18 protein-coding genes and 1 tRNA gene are annotated in these 20,689 nt (G+C 71.2%); 10 read left to right on the top strand and 9 right to left on the bottom strand.

Annotated elements, in window-relative coordinates:
* Positions 1-55 precede the first annotated feature (55 nt).
* Positions 56-991 (top strand): helix-turn-helix domain-containing protein, encoded by a 936-nt coding sequence (locus tag MICNX66_RS15745; protein WP_232089120.1) that lies wholly within the window; start codon positions 56-58, stop codon positions 989-991.
* Positions 992-1,142: 151 nt separating this feature from the next.
* Here MICNX66_RS15745 and MICNX66_RS15750 read toward each other — a convergent pair whose 3' ends face one another.
* Positions 1,143-2,339, bottom strand: a complete 1,197-nt coding sequence (locus MICNX66_RS15750) for an MFS transporter (protein WP_187662658.1) — start codon at positions 2,337-2,339, stop codon at positions 1,143-1,145.
* A gap of 250 nt (positions 2,340-2,589) precedes the next feature.
* On the opposite strand from MICNX66_RS15750, the gene MICNX66_RS15755 reads away from it, so the two are divergent.
* Complete coding sequence (locus tag MICNX66_RS15755) at positions 2,590-3,462, top strand: serine protein kinase RIO (RefSeq protein WP_187662659.1); 873 nt, start codon at positions 2,590-2,592, stop codon at positions 3,460-3,462.
* A gap of 9 nt (positions 3,463-3,471) precedes the next feature.
* Here MICNX66_RS15755 and speB read toward each other — a convergent pair whose 3' ends face one another.
* Genes speB through MICNX66_RS15775 form a run of 4 tightly spaced genes read right to left on the bottom strand, consistent with a single transcriptional unit; the run spans position 3,472 to position 9,131 of the window.
* Positions 3,472-4,419, bottom strand: a complete 948-nt coding sequence (speB, locus tag MICNX66_RS15760) for an agmatinase (RefSeq protein ID WP_187662660.1) — start codon at positions 4,417-4,419, stop codon at positions 3,472-3,474.
* Between the two features lie 31 nt (positions 4,420-4,450).
* A complete protein-coding gene (locus tag MICNX66_RS15765; protein WP_187662661.1) occupies positions 4,451-6,067 on the bottom strand; it encodes a thiamine pyrophosphate-binding protein in 1,617 nt (538 codons plus the stop codon).
* Positions 6,068-6,077: 10 nt separating this feature from the next.
* Entirely contained in the window at positions 6,078-7,745 is a 1,668-nt protein-coding gene (locus MICNX66_RS15770; protein ID WP_187662662.1) for an amidohydrolase, read from the bottom strand.
* Positions 7,746-7,787: 42 nt separating this feature from the next.
* Positions 7,788-9,131 carry an MFS transporter gene (locus tag MICNX66_RS15775; RefSeq protein ID WP_187662663.1) on the bottom strand — a complete coding sequence of 448 codons (1,344 nt, stop codon included), beginning with the start codon at positions 9,129-9,131 and terminating at the stop codon, positions 7,788-7,790.
* Positions 9,132-9,349: 218 nt separating this feature from the next.
* Between MICNX66_RS15775 and MICNX66_RS15780 the strand changes: the two genes are divergently transcribed.
* The 4 genes from MICNX66_RS15780 (at position 9,350) to MICNX66_RS15795 (ending at position 13,573) form a co-directional block, all read left to right on the top strand.
* Complete coding sequence (locus tag MICNX66_RS15780) at positions 9,350-10,246, top strand: Lrp/AsnC family transcriptional regulator (protein ID WP_187662664.1); 897 nt, start codon at positions 9,350-9,352, stop codon at positions 10,244-10,246.
* Positions 10,247-10,530: 284 nt separating this feature from the next.
* On the top strand, positions 10,531-11,043 hold the full coding sequence (locus MICNX66_RS15785; RefSeq protein ID WP_187662665.1) for a DUF3253 domain-containing protein: 513 nt from the start codon (positions 10,531-10,533) through the stop codon (positions 11,041-11,043).
* Positions 11,044-11,116: 73 nt separating this feature from the next.
* Complete coding sequence (locus MICNX66_RS15790) at positions 11,117-12,523, top strand: MFS transporter (protein ID WP_187662666.1); 1,407 nt, start codon at positions 11,117-11,119, stop codon at positions 12,521-12,523.
* Positions 12,524-12,655: 132 nt separating this feature from the next.
* Positions 12,656-13,573, top strand: a complete 918-nt coding sequence (locus MICNX66_RS15795) for a cation diffusion facilitator family transporter (RefSeq protein WP_187662667.1) — start codon at positions 12,656-12,658, stop codon at positions 13,571-13,573.
* A gap of 6 nt (positions 13,574-13,579) precedes the next feature.
* Here MICNX66_RS15795 and MICNX66_RS15800 read toward each other — a convergent pair whose 3' ends face one another.
* A complete protein-coding gene (locus MICNX66_RS15800) occupies positions 13,580-14,137 on the bottom strand; it encodes a MarR family winged helix-turn-helix transcriptional regulator (protein WP_232089121.1) in 558 nt (185 codons plus the stop codon).
* Between the two features lie 126 nt (positions 14,138-14,263).
* Between MICNX66_RS15800 and MICNX66_RS15805 the strand changes: the two genes are divergently transcribed.
* A complete protein-coding gene (locus tag MICNX66_RS15805) occupies positions 14,264-15,049 on the top strand; it encodes a hypothetical protein (protein ID WP_187662668.1) in 786 nt (261 codons plus the stop codon).
* A gap of 515 nt (positions 15,050-15,564) precedes the next feature.
* Here MICNX66_RS15805 and MICNX66_RS15810 read toward each other — a convergent pair.
* Positions 15,565-16,212 carry a TetR family transcriptional regulator C-terminal domain-containing protein gene (locus MICNX66_RS15810; protein ID WP_187662669.1) on the bottom strand — a complete coding sequence of 216 codons (648 nt, stop codon included), beginning with the start codon at positions 16,210-16,212 and terminating at the stop codon, positions 15,565-15,567.
* 72 nt (positions 16,213-16,284) lie between these two features.
* On the opposite strand from MICNX66_RS15810, the gene MICNX66_RS15815 reads away from it, so the two are divergent.
* Positions 16,285-17,286: an alpha/beta fold hydrolase gene (locus MICNX66_RS15815; protein ID WP_187662670.1), complete on the top strand. Its 1,002-nt coding sequence runs from the start codon at positions 16,285-16,287 to the stop codon at positions 17,284-17,286.
* On the opposite strand, the gene MICNX66_RS15820 is transcribed toward MICNX66_RS15815, so the two are convergent.
* Positions 17,219-17,692: a hypothetical protein gene (locus MICNX66_RS15820; RefSeq protein ID WP_187662671.1), complete on the bottom strand. Its 474-nt coding sequence runs from the start codon at positions 17,690-17,692 to the stop codon at positions 17,219-17,221. The two genes, MICNX66_RS15815 and MICNX66_RS15820, sit on opposite strands and share 68 nt — an antisense overlap.
* A 1-nt stretch (position 17,693) precedes the next feature.
* Positions 17,694-18,299 (bottom strand): dCTP deaminase, encoded by a 606-nt coding sequence (gene dcd, locus MICNX66_RS15825; protein ID WP_025102697.1) that lies wholly within the window; start codon positions 18,297-18,299, stop codon positions 17,694-17,696.
* A gap of 86 nt (positions 18,300-18,385) precedes the next feature.
* Here dcd and MICNX66_RS15830 point away from each other — a divergent pair.
* Both MICNX66_RS15830 and MICNX66_RS15835 read left to right on the top strand, forming a co-directional pair.
* Positions 18,386-18,459: transfer RNA gene (locus MICNX66_RS15830), tRNA-Gly, on the top strand.
* Positions 18,460-18,633: 174 nt separating this feature from the next.
* On the top strand, positions 18,634-20,664 hold the full coding sequence (locus MICNX66_RS15835) for an MMPL family transporter (protein ID WP_187662672.1): 2,031 nt from the start codon (positions 18,634-18,636) through the stop codon (positions 20,662-20,664).
* The last annotated feature ends 25 nt before the right edge of the window (positions 20,665-20,689 follow it).

The raw sequence follows: 20,689 nt of genomic DNA on the forward strand, positions 1-20,689 counted from the left end.
CCATCCGCCGCCTGGATGGAGCAAGGTGAGCGACTCGAAGGGGAATAGGGGGACGGTGGTCGGCGTTGCCGAAGGCATGGTGACGGTGGATGCGGATGCGCTGTCCTCTGTGCTCGGCACGGTGGACCTGCGCGTGGGGATCGCCCGTCGGGTGCAGCTGGGCCGCGGGGGACTGCTGCCGCTGGCTCCCGGCCGGATCACCCTCGTCTACATCGCCGACGGCGCCGTGCATGGGCATCCGCCTCTCGGCACCGGCTGCCGTCTCGACGTGGACCGCTCGTCGCAGCAGCTCACACTCGAGGAGCCCGGCCGCCGAGACCGCCTCGTCACCGGCGATGCCTTCCTGCTGCTCCGCGGCGACACCTTCGCACTGGAGGCCGCCGTCGAGACTGCACTCCTCGTCGTCGACATCGAGCTCGCGGACACCGCGTCTCCCCTCCCGGCACTCCTGCCGCCCTTCCTCACGGTGACCGGGTTCGACGCGCTGGAGCCGGCCGCCGCCGCCCTCGCCGAGAACATGGGGATCGTCGACGCGGCCGCGTGCCCCGTGCGCCAGGGCGACCCGCTGATCTGCCGGATGATGGCGACCACCGTGCTGCTCTCGGTGATCCGCGCCTGGGCGGCCAACGGCTGTGCGCCCGCCGGATGGCCCTCCCTGTCGAAGGACCCCTTCCTCGACCGCGTCGTGGACGCCATCCACGAGCAGCCGGGCCGGGACTGGACCGTCGAACGCCTGGCCGCTGTCGGCGCCATGTCACGGTCGGCCTTCGCGGAGCGGTTCCGTCTCGCCGTCGGCCGCTCCCCCGCCGACTACGTCACCGAGGTGCGCATCGACGCCGCGAAGCGGATGCTCCAGGCCGGGCAATCCGTGTCGAGCGTCTCGCGCGAGCTCGGCTACGCCTCGGACGAGGGTTTCAGCCGCGCGTTCCGTCGCCGCACGGGCATGACCCCGTCCTCCTGGCGCGGCTCGCACTCCCTCGTGCCTGCCTGATCTGCCTGATCCCCACACCCTCGTCCCAGCCTCGGGGCGGGCACGACTTCGGAGACCCGGGGCGACACGCCGTCTCCGAAGCCCGAGGCGACGGCGTGTCGGCGGCCGGCTCCGAAGTTGTGCCCGGGCAACCAGGGGTCAGGAGCAGGGGTCAGGAGCGGGAGCTGCGGCGGTTGGAGAGGCCGAACAGCACGGCGCCGGCGAGGAGCGAGACCGCGCCGATCGTGTAGACGAGCTCGACGCTCAGGGTGTCGACGAGGAGCCCACCGACGCCGGCCGCGAGCGTGATCGCGCCCTGGAACCCGACGACCACGAGGCTCCCCCCGGCCTCCAGGCGGTCCGGCATGCGGTGGCCCACCCAGGTGTTCACGACGATCAGCCACGACGAGAAGAAGAACCCCCAGAGGAGCACGACCGCGCCGATCCCGATGATCGATCCGGAGAAGAGCACCATCGACAGCACGGCGGCCGAGATCACCAGCGGCGCGAACACCGCGAAGAAGGCGAAGGAGCGGTCGATCACGAGGCCGATGGAGAGGTTGCCGAGAAGGCCTCCGACACCGAACAGCGCCAGCAGCACGACGATCGTCGAGGCGTCCACGTCCGGGATGCGCTCCAGCGCGAGGCGGACGTAGGTGTAGGCGAGGAAGTGGCCGAGCACGACGAGGACGTGTCCGACCATGCCGAGGCCGATGCCGGGCCGCCGTACCGTGTCGACGAGCAGACGGAGGCTCGACGCGCGCTCGGCCGGAACGGTCGGCAGCGCCCACCGCAACGCGACGGCGAGCACCACCATCAGCACTCCCGCGATCGCGAACACGGCACGCCAGTCGACGACCTCGCTCAGCATGACCCCCAGCGGCACACCGGCGACCGTGGCGAGGGAGACCCCGGCTGAGGTGAACATCACCCCGCGACCGAGATGCTCGGGCCCCGCGAGCCGCGCGGCGACCGTGATCGACATCGTCCAGTAGGCGCTGATCGCCGCTCCCAGCAGGAAGCGTGCCAGCAGCACGACGACGAGGTTCGGCGCGATCGCGACGATGAGGTTCGACACGGCCGCGGCGAGCGCCATCCACACCAGCAGCGATCGGCGGTCCAGACGGGGGAACACGAGGCCGACGGTCGGGGCGACGAAGAGTCCGACGAGAGCCGTGACGGTGACGGTCTGCCCGGCCTGCCCGGGGGTCACCCCGAGGCCGTCCGCCATCTCGGTGAGCACCCCGTTGGGGAGGAACTCGGCGGTCACCAGCAGGAACCCCATCACCATGAGGGCGATGAGCCCTCCGTAGCGGATGCGATCGGCGCGGGTCGTCGGCAGGGTCGGGACGGGGGCGGTCGTGGTCATGCTTCCAGACTCGCAACGGGAACGGGGCCGCGCCCGACCGGTCGTCCGCCGCATCCGACCGATCGTCCGGCCCTGGACAACCTCCGATCGGACCCCCTAGGCTCGACGACGCACCGGGAAGCGCCCGGGAAGCCCGAGCGAAGGAGGCGATGAGATGAACGCTGTCGTCGTCGCGCCTTTCGCCGACCACCTTCCCTTCGAGGCCACCCGCTCCTGATCGCCGCGTGGCCTCCCTTCCCGGAGCCACACCGTGACCGAATCCCCCGCTTCCTCGGAAGCCGCGTCCTTCGACGCCACCTCCTTCGATTCCCTCGAGACCGCCCTCTCCTTCGCCGAGGTCGAGCCCGGCGCCAACCAGCGCTGGACGACCTGGCCGTCATCCACCCCCACCGAGCGCGGGCCGGAACCGCGCCCCGCGTGGGTCGTGACCTCCGCCGGCGCCCTGGACACCGAGCTCGGCATCCTGAAGACCGGCAAGGAGGCCGACGTGTTCCTGCTGGAGCGCGCCGTGCCCGACGACCCCGCGCAGCGCACGCTCCTCGCCGCCAAGCGCTACCGCGGCATCGAGAACCGGAGCTTCCAGCGCTCCGCGGTCTACACCGAGGGGCGCAGCACGCGGAACACCCGCGACACCCGCGCCCTCGCCAAGAAGACCGCCCACGGACGGGAGGTCGCCGCAGCCCAGTGGTCGCTCGCGGAGTTCGAGGCCCTGTGCCGGATGTGGGAGCGCGGCGCCCCGGTCCCCTATCCCGTGCAGGTCAGCGGCACCGAGGTGCTCATGGAGTTCCTCGGCGACGACCGGGGCATCGCGGCACCCCGGCTCGCGCAGATGCGCGGGTCGAGCGCCGAGATGCACGAGTACTTCGCGCAGGTGGTCGAACTCATGCGGGTCTTCGCCGCCGCGGGCTTCGCGCACGGCGACCTCTCCGCCTATAACCTCCTTGTGCACGACGGGCGGGTCCGGGTGATCGACCTGCCGCAGATCGTCGACGTGATCGCGAATCCGCAGGGCCTCGACCTGCTGCACCGCGACTGCGTCAACGTGTGCGACTGGTTCACGCGGCGGCGGGTGCAGTGCGACGCCGAGGCCCTGTTCGCCGACCTCCTCGGGACCCTCTTCTGACCCCTGCGGTCAGGAGGCGAGGCGGGCCGCCAGAAGGGTCACCAGCTCGTAGACGACGTGGCTCGCGGCGATACCGGTCATCTGGGCGTGGTCGTAGGCGGGCGACACCTCCACCACGTCCGCGCCGACGATGTCGCGGTCGCGCAGGGCACGGAGGATGCGCAGCAGCTCGCGGCTCGTGAGCCCTCCCGCCTCGGGGGTCCCCGTGCCGGGCGCGTGCGCGGGGTCGAGCACGTCGATGTCGATCGAGACGTACAGCGGCTTGTCGCCGATGCGGGTGAGGATGCGGTCGATCGCCGCCTCCACCCCGTGCTCCTCGATGTACTCGCTGGAGACGATGGAGAAGCCGAGGCGCTCGTCGTCCTCGAGATCCTGCTGGGAGTACAGGGGGCCGCGGGTGCCGACGTGGCAGCTCGCCGTGAGGTCGATCAGCCCCTCCTCGCTCGCGCGCCGGAAGGGGGTGCCGTGCGTGATGGGCGCCCCGAAGTAGGTGTCCCACGTGTCGAGATGCGCGTCGAAGTGCAGGACGGCGACGGGTCCGTGCTTCGCGGCCACCGCACGCAGCAGGGGCAGGGCCACCGTGTGGTCGCCGCCGATCGTGACGATGCGCTGCACCCGCTCGCCCAGCGCCAGCGCTGCACGCTCGACCTCGGTGACGGCCTCCGTGAGGTCGAAGGGGTTCACGGGGATGTCCCCCGCGTCCACCACCTGCGCCAGCTGGAACGGCGACACATCCTGCGCGGGGTTGTAGGGCCGCAGCAGTCGAGACGACTCCCGCACGTGGGACGGGCCGAAGCGGGTGCCGGGGCGGTAGCTCACACCGGAGTCGAACGGGATGCCGACCACGGCGATGTCGGCGCGCGGCACGTCCTCGATGCGGGGCAGGCGGGCGAAGGTGGCGATGCCGGAGTACCGCGGGTTCACGGAGGCGTCGACGGGGCCGATGTTGTCGGTCATTCTCGTTCCTGTTCGTCGGGAGGTGTGAGGCTCAGAGGGCGTGCTGCGGGATGTGCACGAGCTGCACCCCGCCGTCGGCGATGGCCGCGCGGATGCTCGGGGCGATGTCGGCACGCGACGCCACCCGCCGCCCGGTCGCCCCGAAGGCGGTGGCCAGCGCGGCCCAGTCCGGCTGGACGAGGTCGACGCCGATGGGCGCCATCCCGCGGTCGAGTTCGTTCTGCCGGATCTCGGCGTACCCGCCGTTGTCCACGCACACCACGGTGACGTCGAGGCGCTGCTCGACGGCGGTGGCGAGCTCGTTCACGCAGAACATCAGGGCGCCGTCGCCGATGACGGTGACGACGGGGCGCTCCGTCTGCGCGACCGCCGCACCGATCGCGGCGGGGAGGCCGTAGCCGAGCGTGGCGTAGGTCGGCGTGTAGAGGAGGGAGTGCGGATGCTCCTGCCGCAGCACGCTGCCGAGCGCCAGATAGACGATCTGAGAGGAGTCGCCAGCGACGATCGCGTCGACGGGGAGGGCGGTGGCGATGACCTCGGCGAGCGCCACGGTGTCCGGTGCTGTCGCCCGCGACTCGGCCTCGAGCGCGGCCCGCTCGGTCGTGAGGTCGCGGGCGGCCCGGGCGGCATCCGGCAGCAGCGGCAGGAGGGCGTCGGTCACCGCGGCCGCGTCTCCCGTGAGGCCGACGGTCGCCGCGAGGTTCTTGTCACGCTGCTCCGGGGAGATGTCGATGCGGATCACCGCACCGCGCGCCTCGAGCCGCGGTGCCCAGAGCTCCGCCTCGCCCAGCTTCGAGCCGATCACGAGGAGCACGTCGGCGTCCTCGGCCACGGCGCGGGCGGCGGCCAGACGCAGGTTCGATCCGAGCGACAGCGGATGCCGCTCGTCGAGCACGGCCTTGCCGTTCAGGGTCGTGAGCACGGGGGCGCCGAGCCGCTCGGCCACCGCGACGATCTGGTGCGCGGCGTCCACCGCGCCCCCTCCGGCGACGATCACCGGGGTGCGGGCGGCGGACAGCAGTCGGGCGGCCTCGGCGAGCGCGATCGGGTCTCCGGAGATGCGGTCGGGCATCGACCGCGGCCTCCGGTCCTCCGCGGGCACCTCGGCGGTCCCCTCCAGAACGTCGAGCGGGATCTCGATGTGCACGGGTCGGGGGCGGCCGGTGCGGAAGAGGTGGAACGCGTCGTGCACGGCCTGCACCGCCTCCGCCGCGGACGACACCCGCCGCGACCACTCGGCGATCGCACCGACCATGGCCGTGGCGTCCTTCGTCTCGTGCAACGTGCCGACGTCGGCGAACTCCGCCCCGAGCGGCACGCCCGGGGACAGGACGATGAGTGGTCGCGACTCGCAGAACGCGGTGCCGATGGCGCTCATCGCGTTCTGCAGGCCGGGACCGGAGGTGGTGATCACCACACCGGGAAGGCCGGTCTGCTGGGACCAGCCGTCGGCGCCGTACCCCGATCCCTGCTCGTGGCGGTTCGTCACAGCGCGGATGCCGAGGTCGGCGAGGGGGCGGTAGAACTCCAGGTTGTGCGTGCCGGGGATGCCGAAGATCGCGGTGACCCCGTAGCCGCGGATGGTCTCCAGGACCGCGCGGCCCGCGGTGTCGGTGTACCGGTCGTCTCCGCTGATGTCGGTGCTCATCGTGTCATCCTCACACCGCGTGGCGACGGACGCCGTCGACCCAGGTCTCACGGACCTCGATCGCGGCGATCTCCTCGGCAGGCACCGCGAGCGGGTCGCCCGAGAGCACCGCGAAGTCGGCGTACTTGCCCGGCTCCAGCGAGCCGAGGTCGTCCTCCCGTCCGATCGACACCGCGCCCTCGATCGTGTGCGCTCGGAGCGCCGCGATCGCGGAGATGCGCAGGTCGTCCGGGCCGAGCTGGTGTCCGCGACGAGTGACCCGGGTGACCGCGGTCTGGATCGCCTCCAGGGGGATGGGCTCGGCGACCGGGGCATCCGACGAGATCGTCATGGGCACGCCGGCGCGCTCGAACTCCCCGAGAGGGTTGAAGCGCTCGCCGGGGGTGCCGATGGCCTCCTCCACACCCTCGCCCCAGTTGAAGTAGTGCTGGGTCTGGTTGACGGGACGGATGCCGGCGACCGCCATCCGCTCGATCTGCGCGGGCGTGGGCAGGCCGCAGTGCTCGATGCGGTGCCGGGCGTCGGCGTCCGGACGCTCCGCAAGGGCCGCCTCGACCGCCGACACGACCATCTCGATCGCGGTGGGCGACTGGGCGTGCGTCGCGGTCTGCAGCCCGGCCGCATGCGCCTTGCGGATGAGCTCCGCGTAGTCGGCGGGCTCGTGGTAGAGCTGGCCGGTGCGGCAGGGGTCGCCCACGTAGCCGTCCGGGAAGTACGCGGTCCAGCCGCCCAGGGTGCCATCGGCGTAGAACTTGATGCCGGCGAAACTCAGGTGGGCGTTGCCGAACTGTCCGACGAGACCCATCTCCAGCGCCTCGTCGAGCAGGTGCGACAGCAGATACATCGACACCCGAAGCTCGAGCCGCCCGGCCTCGGCCAGCCGCAGATACATGTCGAACTCGCGCCGCGTGACCTGGCAGTCGCCGATCGAGGTGACGCCGCCCGCGAGGAATCGCTGCGTCGCCGCGTCGAGCTGCCGCAGGTGCTCCTCCGGCTCGTCCGCGAGGTGGAAGTTCGGGCCGTGATGGCCGATCTTCACCCCGTGCACGCCGGTGAGGATGTTGCACGCCGCATCCGAGAGTTCACCGGTCAGCTCACCATCGGCGTCGCGGAAGAACTCGCCGCCGTCCGGGTTCGGGGTGTCCCGGTCGACGCCGTTGAGGTCGAGCGTGTACGAGTTCACCACGCCGCCGTGACCGGAGGCGTTCATGAGGTACACCTCGCGGTCGGCGGCCACCTCGTCGAGCTCGAAGCGGGTGGGGTGCCGCTTCTCGGCGAGGTTGCGCTGCTCGTAGCCGTAGCCGCGCACCGGGCGTCCGGCGGGGAGGTCGGCGGCCGCGGCCTTCAGCAGGGCCACGATCTCCGGGATGCTCCCCGCCTTCTCGGGGCCGCAGTCCACCCACGTCATCATCTGCCCGAACATCAGCGGATGCGCGTGTGCGTCCACGAAGCCGGGGACGACGACCGCCTCCCCCAGGTCGACGCGCTCCGGGGTGAGGCCCGCCCGCGCCGCCACGTCCTCGCACTCCGCCGCCGTGCCGAGGGCGACGATGCGCCCCCGGTCGGTCAGCATCGCGGTCGCCGTCGTGTCGGAGGCGTCCGCCGTGTGGATCGCCCGCGCGGTGATGAGGGCTGGAGCGGCCTGGGCCGAGCGGTCGAAGGGAGTGAGCTTTCTCATGGGGAGCCTGTTCGCGGTGGTGTCGTACGGGGAAGGGGCCGGTCAGGGCAGGCGGTTCGCCGTGGTGTCGGTTCGGGCGGTGAACGAGGCCGTGACCGGAGCCTCGTCGGAGTGCTGCGGCGCGAGGCGCGTGCAGATCCCCGCGATGACCGCCATGCCCACGAACATCGCGATGACCGACCAGACGCTCCCGGTCCAGGCGATGAGCTGGGTGGCGAACCAGGGCGAGAACCCGGCCCAGATCGCAGCGCCGACACCGTAGGCCAGCGCGATCGACGTGTAGCGGGCCTGCGGACGGAACATCTGCGCGAGGATCGCCGCGATCGGCGCGTAGGTCGCGCTCATCGCGATGCGCACCAGCGAGGCGAAGAGGAAGATCAACGGCTCCACGCGTCCGGGCATCAGCAGCAGGAAGGGCGCGAAGGTCAGCACGGAGGTGATGAGACCGATGTACATGACGTTCTTGCGGCCCCACTTGTCGCCGAGCCAGGCGACCGGCAGCGTCACCACGAACTCCACGAACGAGGCCAGGGTCATCGCGTCGAGGATGACCTGCTCGCTGATCGCGATGGGCTCGCCGGTCGCGTAGGCGGTGGCGAAGGTGGTGGCCAGGTAGTAGCCGCCGGTGGAGATGGGCAGGATGCCGATGCCGAGGAGGATCGGCTTCCAGTTGACACGGAGGGCGAAGGCCAGCGGCATGGACTGCTTGCGACCCTCGATCTTCTCCTCGAAGACCGGCGACTCCTCGACGCGATACCGGACCCAGAGGCCGACGGCGATCAGCACGATGGACAGCAGGAACGGGATGCGCCAGCCGCCGTCGATGATGAACGTGTCGCCGCCGCGGGCCATGATCGCGAAGATGCCGGAGGCGAGGAGGGCACCGGCCGGGTTGCCGAGCTGGGTGAAGCCGCCGTAGAAGGTCTTCGACTTCTCGGGAGCGTGCTCGACGCTCATGAGCACCGCGCCGCCCCATTCGCCGCCGACCGCGAGGCCCTGGATGGCGCGGAGCAGGATGAGGAGGATGGGCGCGAGGATGCCGATGTTCTCGTACGTCGGGAGGCAGCCGACGAGGACGGTCGCCGCGCCCATCAGCAGCAGCGTGATGACGAGCGAGACACGCCGGCCGAGCTTGTCGCCGATGTGCCCGAAGACGATGCCGCCGAGGGGGCGGACGAGGAAGGCGACCGCGAACGTCGCGAAGGCCGCGGCGGTCTCGGCCAGGGGGTCGTCACTCGGGAAGAACAGCGGGCCGAAGACGAGGGCGGCGGCCGTGGCGTAGACGTAGAAGTCGTACCACTCGATGGTGGTGCCGACGAAGGCGGCGATGCCGGCGCGGCGTGCGCGGCTGTGGACGCCGCTTCGGGGGGTGGGGGTAGTGGTCATGGACCCGCTCCTTCGCGGATGGTGTCGGATAGCGAAGGATGCTACGGACGTGGAGCACCGTGAGCAAGGGCAGAACTCCAGCCGTACGCGTCATTCACTGGAGGTCTGTCGACAGTACCGCGCACAGCGGGTCTTCCTCTCTGCCTCAACGCGCTCTACGCTGAGGTTCTGCACGGACGACCGTGCACTGCGGGGAAATCGACGGAATCGGATCGGACATGGACTTCGACGCGGAACTCATCCGGGCGCTGCAGGAGGACGGCCGCGCCAGCATCCTCTCCCTCGCCGAGCGCGTCGGCCAGTCCCGCGCCATCGTGGCGGCACGCCTGCGCACCCTGCTCGGCGACCGCACGGTGCGAGTGGTCGCGGCCGTCGACCCGGTGTTCCTCGGCCAGCACGTCCTCGCACACGTGTCGATCCGGACCGACGGCGCCGTCGAGGTGGTCGCCGAGCACTTGCGCGACATGTCCGAGACCGTGCTGGTGTCGGCGGTCGGCGGCGCGCACGACATCGTCACGGAGGTGCGGGTGGGGTCGATGTCGGAGCTCCACGACCTGCTCGCGCGCATCCGCGGGAGCGCCGGGGTGCTCGACATCAACACCATCATCTACTCGACCGTGATCAAGGGGTTCTTCGTCTCGGAGTACCACGGCGGGGTGACGCTCGACGGGATCGACGAGGCTCTCATCGAACTCCTGCAGACCGACGGACGGATGAGCTTCCGCGCGCTCGGCGAGCAGGTGCGACTCTCCCCCAGTGCTGTCGCCACCCGGGTGCAGCGCCTCATCGACGCCGGGGTCATCAAGATCAGCGCCGTGGAGGCCCGCGGGCTCGCGCATCGACAGCTCTCGATGGGCGTGGGCATGACGCTCGGAGATGACGACGAGGCCGTGATCGACGAACTGCGGCGGGGGCGCGGCGTCGACTTCGCAGCACGGACCCTCGGGCGGTTCGATGCCGTCGCGACCCTCGTGGAGCCTTCCGCCGGGGCTCTGTACGCAAGTCTCGAGCGGCTGCGCGCCCTCCCCGGCGTGACCCGGATCGAGGCGTGGCTGCACCTCGCGGTGCTCAAGGAGGACTACGCCCGCACCCTCCGCCCCCTCCGGACGGACTGAGCTCCTCCCGTCCCAACCCGTCCCGGTCCCCATCCTCATACGTCTCGCTCCGTCCGGTCCCGCCCGTCCCGGGATCGAAAGCGTTCCTCCCCGACGCGCTCGCGGCACGTTTTCGCACTCCCGTCGGGAGAGGTCCTCGGCGGGGGATGGATTCCGGACCTGGGGGGCGGGTTTTCGGAGCGTTAGTGAGCCGGAACGAGGCGCGGGGGCGGCGGGGGCGGTGGGGGTGGGGGTGGGGCGTCAAGGGGATGGGAAAAGTGGAGGGCACGGCGGAGGATGGCGGCATGGCGGATGAGGAGACCGGAAGCGTCGACGGGGCCGGACCGGAGCGCGCGGCGGACGGGCATCACATCGTCGTGAACGGCCGGCGGTGGCGCGCCACCGATCCGTCGATCCCCGAGAACCTGCGACAGGAGCTCGTGGACGAGCTGATGGCCGCGCGGCGCGCGGTCAAGAACGCGGAGCCCGACGCCCGCGGTCGCGTGCAGGATGCGAAGACCGCCCTCGGCGAGCGGGGGGCGCCGTGGTGGGAGGAGCCCTCCGCAGCCCAGGCGGAGGAGCGGATCGCCGCGACGATGCGCGCCCTCACCAGGAAGCGCACCGACTCGTCGATCTGCCCGAGCGACGTCGCCCGCGCGGTCGGCGGCGAGGCATGGCGCGACCGGATGCCCGACGTCCGCCGTGTCGCGGCGGACCTCGCCTCCCGCGACGTGGTGGTCGTCACGCAGAAGGGTGAACCGGTCCGGATCGCCGACGCCCGCGGACCCGTGCGGATCCGTCGCGGTCCCGCCCTCTGACCCCGCCTCGCGCTCGGGGCCGGTGACGGCGCGCCGTCACCGGCCGTTCACCGTCCGCGGCCAGACTTCGAGCATGACCTCACCCGATCCCGCCGCGGGCGCCCCCGAGCCCGTGGCGACAGCGAACAGCGGCGCCGTTGCCGTCGTCGGACTCGAGCTGCGCGGAGACACCCCCGCACCCCGCAAACAGGTGTACTCCTGGGCGCTGTGGGATTGGGCGACGCAGCCGTTCAACACCGTCATCCTCACGTTCGTCTTCACCGCGCTGTACCTCGTCAGCGCCTCATTCCTGCCGCCGGAGGTCGCCGCCCTCGACCCGAGCGACCCGGTCCGCGTCGCCGCGGAGGCTGACCTCGCCTCCGGTCTCGGACTGGGTTCGACGATCGCCGCCCTCGGCATCCTCCTGCTCGCCCCCGTCCTCGGTCAGCGCGCGGATGCGGCCGGACGACAGAAGCTCTGGCTGGGCATCGGCACCGGCGCCCTCATCCTCTGCATGCTGGGGTTGTGGTTCGTGGAGCCGCAGCCGGCCCTGTTCTGGCTCGGCGTCGCGCTGATCTCCGCCGGCTCCGTGTTCGGCGAGATCGCCGCGGTGAACTCCAACGCCATGCTCATCGGCATCGCGAACCCGAAGAACGTCGGCCGCATCTCCGGACTCGGCTGGGGCTTCGGCTACCTCGGCGGCATCATCGCCCTCGTCATCGTCGTCCTGCTGGACACCTTCGACTGGTTCGGGATGTCCACCGACAACGGCCTCGCGTACCGGCTCATCGCGGTGGGATGCGCCGTCTGGGCGATCGTCTTCAGCATCCCGATCTTCCTCAACGTGCCGGAGCCGTCCCTCGGGCGGCCGGAGCGCAAGGTCGGGTTCTTCCGTTCGTACGCCGTGCTCGTGCAGGACGTGATCGGCCTCTACCGCGACCCGCAGACCCGGTCGACGTTCTGGTACCTGCTCGCCAGCGCCGTGTTCCGCGACGGTCTCGGCGGCGTCTTCGCGTTCGGCGCCATCATCGGCACCGCGGTGTTCCGGTTCGGCACCCAGGACATCATCGTCTTCGGCATCGCCGCGAACCTCGTCGCCGGTGTCTCGACCATCATCGCCGGACGCCTCGACGACCGCCTCGGCCCCAAGCGGATCATCCTCGGCTCGATCGGGTCGATGATCGTCGCTGGACTCGCGGTGTTCCTGCTGCGCGACGCCGGGTCCCTCGTGTTCTGGATCGGCGGCCTCGTGCTCTGCGCCTTCGTGGGACCGGCGCAGGCAGCGGCACGGTCCTTCCTCGCCCGCGTCACACCGGCCGGACGGGAAGGCGAGATCTTCGGCCTCTACGCCACGACGGGCAGGGCGGCGAGCTGGATGGCCTCGGCCGCCTGGACCGTGCTGATCGTCGCCACGAGTCAGACCGCCTACGGCATCCTCGGCATCGTCATCGTGCTCATCATCGGGTTCCTCCTCCTGCTGCCCGTGAAGGCACCGCGCTGAGTCCGCTCCGTGCACGACTTCGGACCTCGGAGCCGACACGCCGGCCGTCGGGCCCTGACGGCGGCGAGTCGCGGCGGGGCTCCGAAGCTGTGCCCGGCGAAAGAGCGGGGCCGGCGGGAGTAGCCTGACCCGGTGACCGTCGTCCTCGCCTTCCTCGCCAACATCCTCGTCGCGATCGCGAAGACGGTCGCCGCCGTCATCACCTCGTCCGCGTCGATGGTCGCGGAGGCCGCGCACTCCTGGGCCGACGCGGGGAACGAGATCTTCCTGCTCATCGCCGACCGGCGCGGCGCGAAGACCAAGGACGCCCGGCATCCGCTCGGCTACGGCCGCAACGCGTTCGTCTGGTCTCTCATCGCCGCGTTCGGCATCTTCACCGCCGGTTCGATCGTGTCGATCATGCACGGGATCCAGGAGCTGTCCGACACCGGCCCCGTGGAGAGCCCGGTCGTCGCCTATGTCGTGCTGGGCATCGCCTTCGTGCTGGAGGGGGCGTCGTTCACGCAGGCGATGGTCCGCTCCCGTCGGCTGGCCAAGGAACGCGGGTCCTCCACGTGGGACTTCGTGCTCGAGACGAGCGACACCACGCTCCGGGCGGTGTTCTTCGAGGACTCCGCCGCCCTCATCGGCCTCGTGCTGGCGGGCGGATCGATCCTCCTGCACCAGCTCACCGGCGTCGCCGCGTGGGATGCGATCGGGTCGATCCTCGTCGGGATCCTGCTCGGCGTCGTCGCCGTGATCCTGATCGGGCGGAACATCGCGTTCCTCGTGGGCACGTCGGTGTCCCCCGCACTGCGCTCGCGGGTGGGCACGGCCCTCCTCGGCATGGACGAGATCGAGCGGGTCACCTACCTGCACATCGAGTACGTGGGGCCGAATCGCCTGTTCCTCGTCGCCGAGGTCGACCTCGCGGGCGATGCGCGCGAGCACGACGTGGCCCGGCGGCTGCGGGAGGTGGAGCGGCGGATCGAGGCCCACGATGCTGTCGAGACCGTCGTGCTGTCGCTCTCGGTGGACGACGAGACCTCGCTGGATTTCGCTCGGGTCTGAGGCCGGTCAGGCGCGCCAGTTGTCGGCGAGCTTGGTGAGCAGCCGCGCGAGCTCGGTGCGCTCCTCCTCGGTGAAGGACTCCAGCGCGCGGCCGAGCATCTCGCGGCGTTCCCCCCGCATCCCGCGGGCGAGCCGCCGGCCCTCCTCGGTCAACGCGATGCGGGTGCGGCGGGCGTCGTCCGGATCGGCCTCGCGCCGCACGAACCCGGCCTGCACGCCCTGCTGCACGAGCCGGGACGCCCGCGGCTGATCCACGCCGATCGCCTGCCCGAGCGCGCTCACGCTCAGGGGCTCCGGCGCGGCGGCGAGCGCCTCGAGCATGCGGAGACGGGCCGGTCCGCCGAGGCGGCCGCCGTCGGCCATCCAGGGCGGCATCCCCGGGTGACCACGATGGTGAGCGAAGTGCTCGTGCGGGTCGCCGTGAGGGCCGTGACCGTGTGCACCGTGCGGCCCGCCGTGCTCGCGACCGCCGGGTCCGGGGCGGCGTCCGCGCAGTCGGGAGAGCGCCTGCGCGATCGCTTCGGCGGCGTCGGGGGACGCGGGGTCGATCGGATCGGTGGCCATGCCCCGATTTTACATGCAGCTTGACATGCGTCTCCCATCCATGTCACACTGCATACACATGCACACTGACATTGATATGTCGGATGACATCCGTCATCGGTGCACCACAGACCATGAAGGATCACCATGAACACCACGACAGACAACACCTCTGACAACAGCTCCCGTCCGTTCGGCTACTGGCTCAAGGCCGTGGATCGCCTGATGGCCCAGGAATTCGCCACCGCCTTCGCCGCGGAGGGCGCGACCCGTCGCGACTGGCGGTCGCTGAACGTCGTCGACGGCTCGGCGCCCTCGCCCCGCCCGCTGAACCCGCACAAGCTGCACGACCTCGTCGACCGCGGCTGGGTCGAAGCGGACGGCGACGGGTGGACACTCACTGGGGAAGGCCGCGCGGCGAAGGAGCGCCTCGGCGCCGCCGTCGACAGCATCCGCGCGAAGGTCGCCGGCGCCGTCTCCGACGAGGAGATGGCGACGACCCTCGCCGCACTCGAGAAGATCGCTCGCGCCTTCGACTGGGACGAGGAGACTCCTCTCCCCCGGAAGCAGCGCCCCGGGTTCGGCTTCGGCCCCCGGCACGGCTTCGGCCGCCGGCACGGGCACGGGCACGGCTTCGGACCCGGACACGGCTTCGGACCCGGGGACTTCGAGCCCCGGCACGGCTTCGGTGCCGGGCACGGCTTCGGACACGGGGACTTCGAGCCCCGGCACGGCTTCGACCGTCACGACGGCGAGGAGGACGGCGGGTACCGCGGACGCGGTCACCACGACGGTCACGCACACCGCGATCACGGTCACGCGCATCGCGGCCACGGCCACGGCCACGGCCACGGCCATCGGGCGCAGCGGATGGCGGAGCGGGCATTCGAGCGCGGCTTCGACGCCGGATTCCGCCACGGCCACGCCGCCTGACCGTCCCCCTCAAGCGCCTCACCCGACTCCCGGGTGAGGCGCTTTGCGCTTCGCGAAACCGGAGCCGGGATCACTTCCGCGCCTCCCGAGCGCCCCCGCGGCACTTTCGCGATCCCCCACCCGCACCCCAGTGCGACCCGAGGCGAGGACGCGGGCGAAGCGCCCTGAGCCGAGACGGGATCAGAGTCGCGCCTCCCAAGCCGTTCCGGGGCACATTCTTGATCCCACACCTCGGCGACGCGAGCACCCCTCCCCGGACGAGATCAGAATCGCCCCTTCAGGCGGATCTCGGGGCCCGCTTCCCATCCCGCGAGCCAAAGAGCGGACGGTCCGGCCGTCGGGCAGGATCGAAAACGACCCTTCCGACGGATCTCGGGGCCCGATTCTCATCCCGCACGCGAAGGGGGCAGACCCGACGGTCGGGCGGGATCAGAAACGGCCCTTCGAAGCGGGATTGCGGGGCGTTCGTGATCCCGCAGGGGGAACGGGGCGCGGGCCCCGGCCGCGGGATGGGGCTAGAGGGCGAGGAGAGCGAGGGCGGTGTCGGGGGCACCGGCGTCACGGAGGCGTGCGCGCATGGCGGCCGCCGCGAGCCCGTACGGCTTGTCGCTCCGCAGGAGGAGCGACCGCGCGTTGGCCTGCTCATTGAGGGCGACGAGCTCGAAGGCCAGGACCTCGACGTCGGCCGCGTCGACCTCGCCCTCCGCCGCGGCGAACCGCAGCTGGGCCTCGATGTACCCGTACCAGTCGACGAGGGCTGCCCGCACGGCATCGCTCACGGGGCCGGGCTTGGAGTCGACGTCCGCCGCAGTCGCCGCGAAGAAGCAGCCGCCCGTGAAGACGCGGTCCTTCGAGTAGACCAAGGCATTGTGGAGGAGCGCGGCCAGGCGATGCGCTCCTCGCGGATGGGCGCGGGCGGGCTCGATGATCCGCGCGACGAAGATGTCCCGAGCGGCGGCGACCGTCGCGAGCTGCAGGCCCTCCTTGCTCTGGAACAGCGTCGCGATGCTGCTCTTGCTCGACCCCGAGGCCGCGGCGAGGCGCCCGATCGTCACGCCGTCCAACCCCTCGACGGAGGCGAGGTCGGTCGCACTCTCCAGCACGATGCGGCGGGAGGCATCGCCCCGCGCCCGCCGACCGTCCTGCATCACCGTGTCCGTCATAGCCCTAGTATACGAACGATCGTTCGCCTACTATACGGATGATCGTTCGTATAGTTCGGTGAAGGAGCCCCCATGCCGTCCGCGTCCACCCTCCTCGTCCGCACCCTCCCCGCTGTGGGACGTGTCACTCCCCGCCTCGCCGGCGACCTCGCATACCGGCTGTTCTTCTCCACCCGCCCGCGGATGGCCGTGCGTGCCGCCGACGCCGCGACCCATGAGGCCGCCCGCCGCGGGAGCATCCTCGTGCGCGACATCCCCGTCACGACCTACACGTGGGGCGGGGGTCCGCGCACCGTGCTGCTTCTGCACGGCTGGCGTGGCCGCGCCTCGCAGTTCGCGCCACTCGTGCGGGAGCTCGTCGCTGAGGGGCTCCGGGTCGTCGCCTTCGACGCTCCGGCCCACGGCTCCTCCGGCGGGCGGAGGACCGACATCCGCGACTGGGTCGAGGCCGCGCAGGAGCTGGAACACACCCACGGCCCCTTCTCCGCCCTCATCGGCCACTCCTTCGGGGGTCTCGCGGCACTGACCGTCGCCCGGACGTCCGGCCCGGTCCCCGCCGTCGCCGTCGTCGCCGGTGCCGCGGCTCCCGAGGCTTTCCTCGCCCAGTTCGCGCACGACCTCCGCCTCGACCCCGCCACCGCGGAACGGCTCCGCACCCGCTTCCACCGCCGACTCGGCCTCGATTCCGCCTCCGCCGCCGAGCGATACGATGCGGCCGCGGATCCTCTGCCCGCCGACACCGCGCTGCTCCTCGTGCACGATCGGGGCGACCGCCGGATGACCGACCAGGACACCCTCAGGCTGCACGCCGCCCACCGCGGCCGCTCCCGCCTCGTCCGCACCGTGGGTCTCGGCCATACGAAAGTGCTGTCGGCGGACCCGACCCTCGATGCGGTGGTCGCCCTCGTGACCGGAGGGCTCGACGCCGTCGATGCGCTCGGCACCGCGACGGGACGGGCAGCCACCGACGCCGCACCGGCAGACCGGGCCGCCGCCCTCCGCAGCGCTACACCCGAATCGGCAGGAAGCCCGCGTCCGGGCCGGCCGCCGCGAACGGCAGCCCGACAGTGGTGATCAGCACCACGAGCGTCACCACGGCCGCCGCGAGCAGCAGGAACAGCACGACGAAGACCACGACGGCGAGCACCCGGTAGCTCCCGGTGTCGGCGACCTCCGGCGCGATCGATCGCTGTGCCCAGTCGTCGGCGGCCGCCGCGGGCTGCTCACCCTGGAGGATCGCGGGCGTCGGACGGGATCGTTCCGAGCGACGGGTCGGGGCCGGAAGCACATCGTCCGCGGCGTCCGGCGTCGCAAGTAGTCCCTCCGGAATCGGCGTCTCCGGTGGCGGGGGCGGGATCACGTCATCGGCGGACGGGATCACCGCATCGGCGGGAGCGATCTCCGGTCCCGCCGCGTCCGGCGGCACTGCCTCGTACGGCGCCCCAGGCTCGTCGGGGGTGGTCCCGCTCGCGTCGCTCATGTCAGCCTCCGACGGCTCCGATGTCGGTCACACCCACGTCCGTGCGGTGGAAGTTCTGGAAGGAGCGGGACGCCGTCGGTCCTCGCTGGCCCTGGTAGCGGTTGCCGTAGGGGCCGGAGCCGTACGGGTTCTCCGCCGGCGAGGTGAGCCGGAAGAAGCAGAGCTGGCCGATCTTCATGCCGGGCCACAGCTTGATCGGCAGCGTCGCCACGTTCGCGAGCTCCAGGGTCACATGCCCGGAGAAACCCGGGTCGATGAAACCGGCGGTCGAGTGGGTGATGAGCCCGAGGCGGCCGAGAGAGGACTTGCCCTCCAGCCGGGCGGCGATGTCGTCCGGCAGGGTGACCTGCTCGAACGTGGCCCCCAGCGCGAACTCGCCGGGGTGCAGGATGAAGGGCTCGTCCGGGTCGACCTCGATCAGCCGTGTGAGCTCGGGCTGATCGACCGAGGGATCGATGAACGGGTACTTGTGGTTGTCGAACAGGCGGAAGTAGCGGTCCAGCCGCACATCGATGCTCGACGGCTGGATCATCTCCGGCGCATGCGGTTCCAGGCCGACGCGGCCGGAGGCGAGTTCTGCTCTGATATCGCGATCGCTGAGAAGCACGGCACAAGCCTAGTCACGAGCGACCCGCGCTTTGGCCATCCGGCCTGCGACAGGTAGGCTTGCTCCACCTGCTCTCGGGCGGGTACGGGGCTGTAGTTCAATGGTAGAACTTCTGCTTCCCAAGCAGACAGCGCGGGTTCGATTCCCGTCAGCCCCTCCACATCTCTGATCCTCGCCTCGACGCGACCGGTTCGGCGTCCCCCTCGCTGACCGGCCGGCATCCATCGAAAGAGGGAGACTTCCCTCCATCGTCTTGACGATGTCGCCGCACGACGCTCCTGGTGGAGTGACAGGTATGGCACATTCTCGCGCTCTTCGGCGCTTTCCCGAGTGGATGACCTCCCGTGGCGGCGCATGGATCATGCTCGGCGTGGTCCTCCTGATCATGACGGCTCTCTTCGGCCTGTTCGGGTCGGCGAAGGCCCCGGCCGGCAACGAGCAGGCCCCCGCGGGATCGGAGTCGGCGCGAGCGAGCGCCCTGCTGGCCGAGTTCCCGAACGCGGATCGCCAGTCCGTGATCGTGGTCGCGTCGCGCAACGACGGCGCGACGCTCTCGGCACAGGACGTCGACGCCCTCGACAGTCTCCTCCCGGTGCTCGGCACGCACGCGGACGCGGATCCGACCGGGCCTCTCGTGAGCGAGGACGAGAAGGCCGCAGTTCTGGTGACGCCGATCGCGGTCGGTCAGACGAGCACCGACACCGCCGCCGTGATCTCGGCGCTCCGCGCCGACATCGACGAGCACGCCCCGGACGGGATGACGCTGCTCGTGACGGGCGGGCCGGCCTTCGGCGCCGATATCGCCGCCTCCTTCGAAGGGGCCGACTTCACCCTGCTGCTCGTGACCATCCTGATCGTCGCGGTACTCCTCATCGTCACGTACCGGTCACCGGTGCTGTGGCTGCTGCCGCTCGCCGCCGTCGGCCTGGCCGACGGACTCGCCGGCTGCCTGACCGCGGCTGCCGGTTCCGCGTGGGACCTGCAGTTCGACGCCGGGATCATCAGCGTCCTCGTCTTCGGCGCCGGGACCAACTACGCCCTCCTCCTGATCTCGAGGTACCGGGAAGAGCTCGCCACCACCACAAGCCATCGCCGGGCGCTCAGCACCGCGTGGCGGCGGACCGCTCCGGCGATCCTCGCCTCGAACCTCACCGTCGTCCTCGCACTCTTGACGCTCGTCCTCGCGGTGATCCCCGGCACGCACGGGCTCGGCGTCTCCTCCGCGATCGGCCTGCTGGTCGCCCTGGCGTCCGTCCTCTTCCTGCTGCCTCCCCTGCTGGCGGTGTGCGGACGGAACGTGTTCTGGCCGTTCGTCCCTCGTCCCGGAGCTGCCGCACGGCGCGGCGGGGTGTGGCGGACGATCGCGACGCGCGTCGTGAGCCGGCCGGTCGTGAGCCTCCTCGGGGGTGCGGCCCTGCTGGCCGTGATGACGATCGGCCTCGTCGGGACGACCGTCGGGCTCGACCAGGTCGACAAGTTCCGGGTCCCGTCCGAGTCCGCGACGGGTCTCGAGGTGCTCTCGAACCACTTCCCGGCAGGAGAGGCGCAGCCGATCCTCATCGTCACGGACAGCGGCGAAGCCGAAGCCGTCCTCACTGCGGCGCGCGACGTGGAGGGCATCGTCCGCGCCACTCCTGTCGGGACGACGGACGATGAGAAGCTCACGGAGATCCTGGTGACCAGCGAGTATGCGCCCAGCACCGAGGAGAGCCTCGCCCAGATCACCGGACTCCGCGATGCCGTGCACGCTGTCCCGGGGGCCGAGGCGGTCGTCGGCGGCGCGGTGGCGACAGATCTCGACGCCCGTGCCGGGAACCTCGCGGACCTCGGCGTCGTGGTGCCTCTCGTCCTGGCGGTGAGCTTCCTGGTGCTCGTGCTCCTGCTGCGGTCGCTGGTCGCCCCGCTGCTGCTGCTCGCCGTCAATGTGGCGAGCGCCGTGGCCGCCATCGGTGCCGGGGCCTGGCTCAGTCGCGTGCTGTTCGGACAGCACGCGCTCGATCTCCCGGTGCCGCTGCTGGCCTTCCTGTTCCTGGTCGCCCTCGGCATCGACTACACGATCTTCCTCGTCCACCGTGCGCGGACCGAAGCGGCGCTGCGGGGCACTCGGGTGGGCATGGTCGAAGCCGTCGCACACACCGGCAGCGTGATCACGAGCGCCGGCGTCGTCCTCGCCGCCGTTTTCGCGGCGCTCGGCGTCCTGCCGCTGGTGACCCTCGGGCAGCTCGGGCTGATCGTCGGCGTGGGCGTGATCGTCGACACCCTGGTGGTCAGGACCGTGATCGTCCCGGCACTCTTCGCGCTCGTCGGCGACCGCATCTGGTGGCCGGGACGACCTGCCTCCGGACGCCTCGCTGACGCGAGGTGATCACGGTGGAGACCGGTGCACCCGC

Origin of the sequence: Microbacterium sp. Nx66, assembly GCF_904066215.1 — a bacterium.
GTDB lineage: Bacteria > Actinomycetota > Actinomycetes > Actinomycetales > Microbacteriaceae > Microbacterium > Microbacterium meiriae.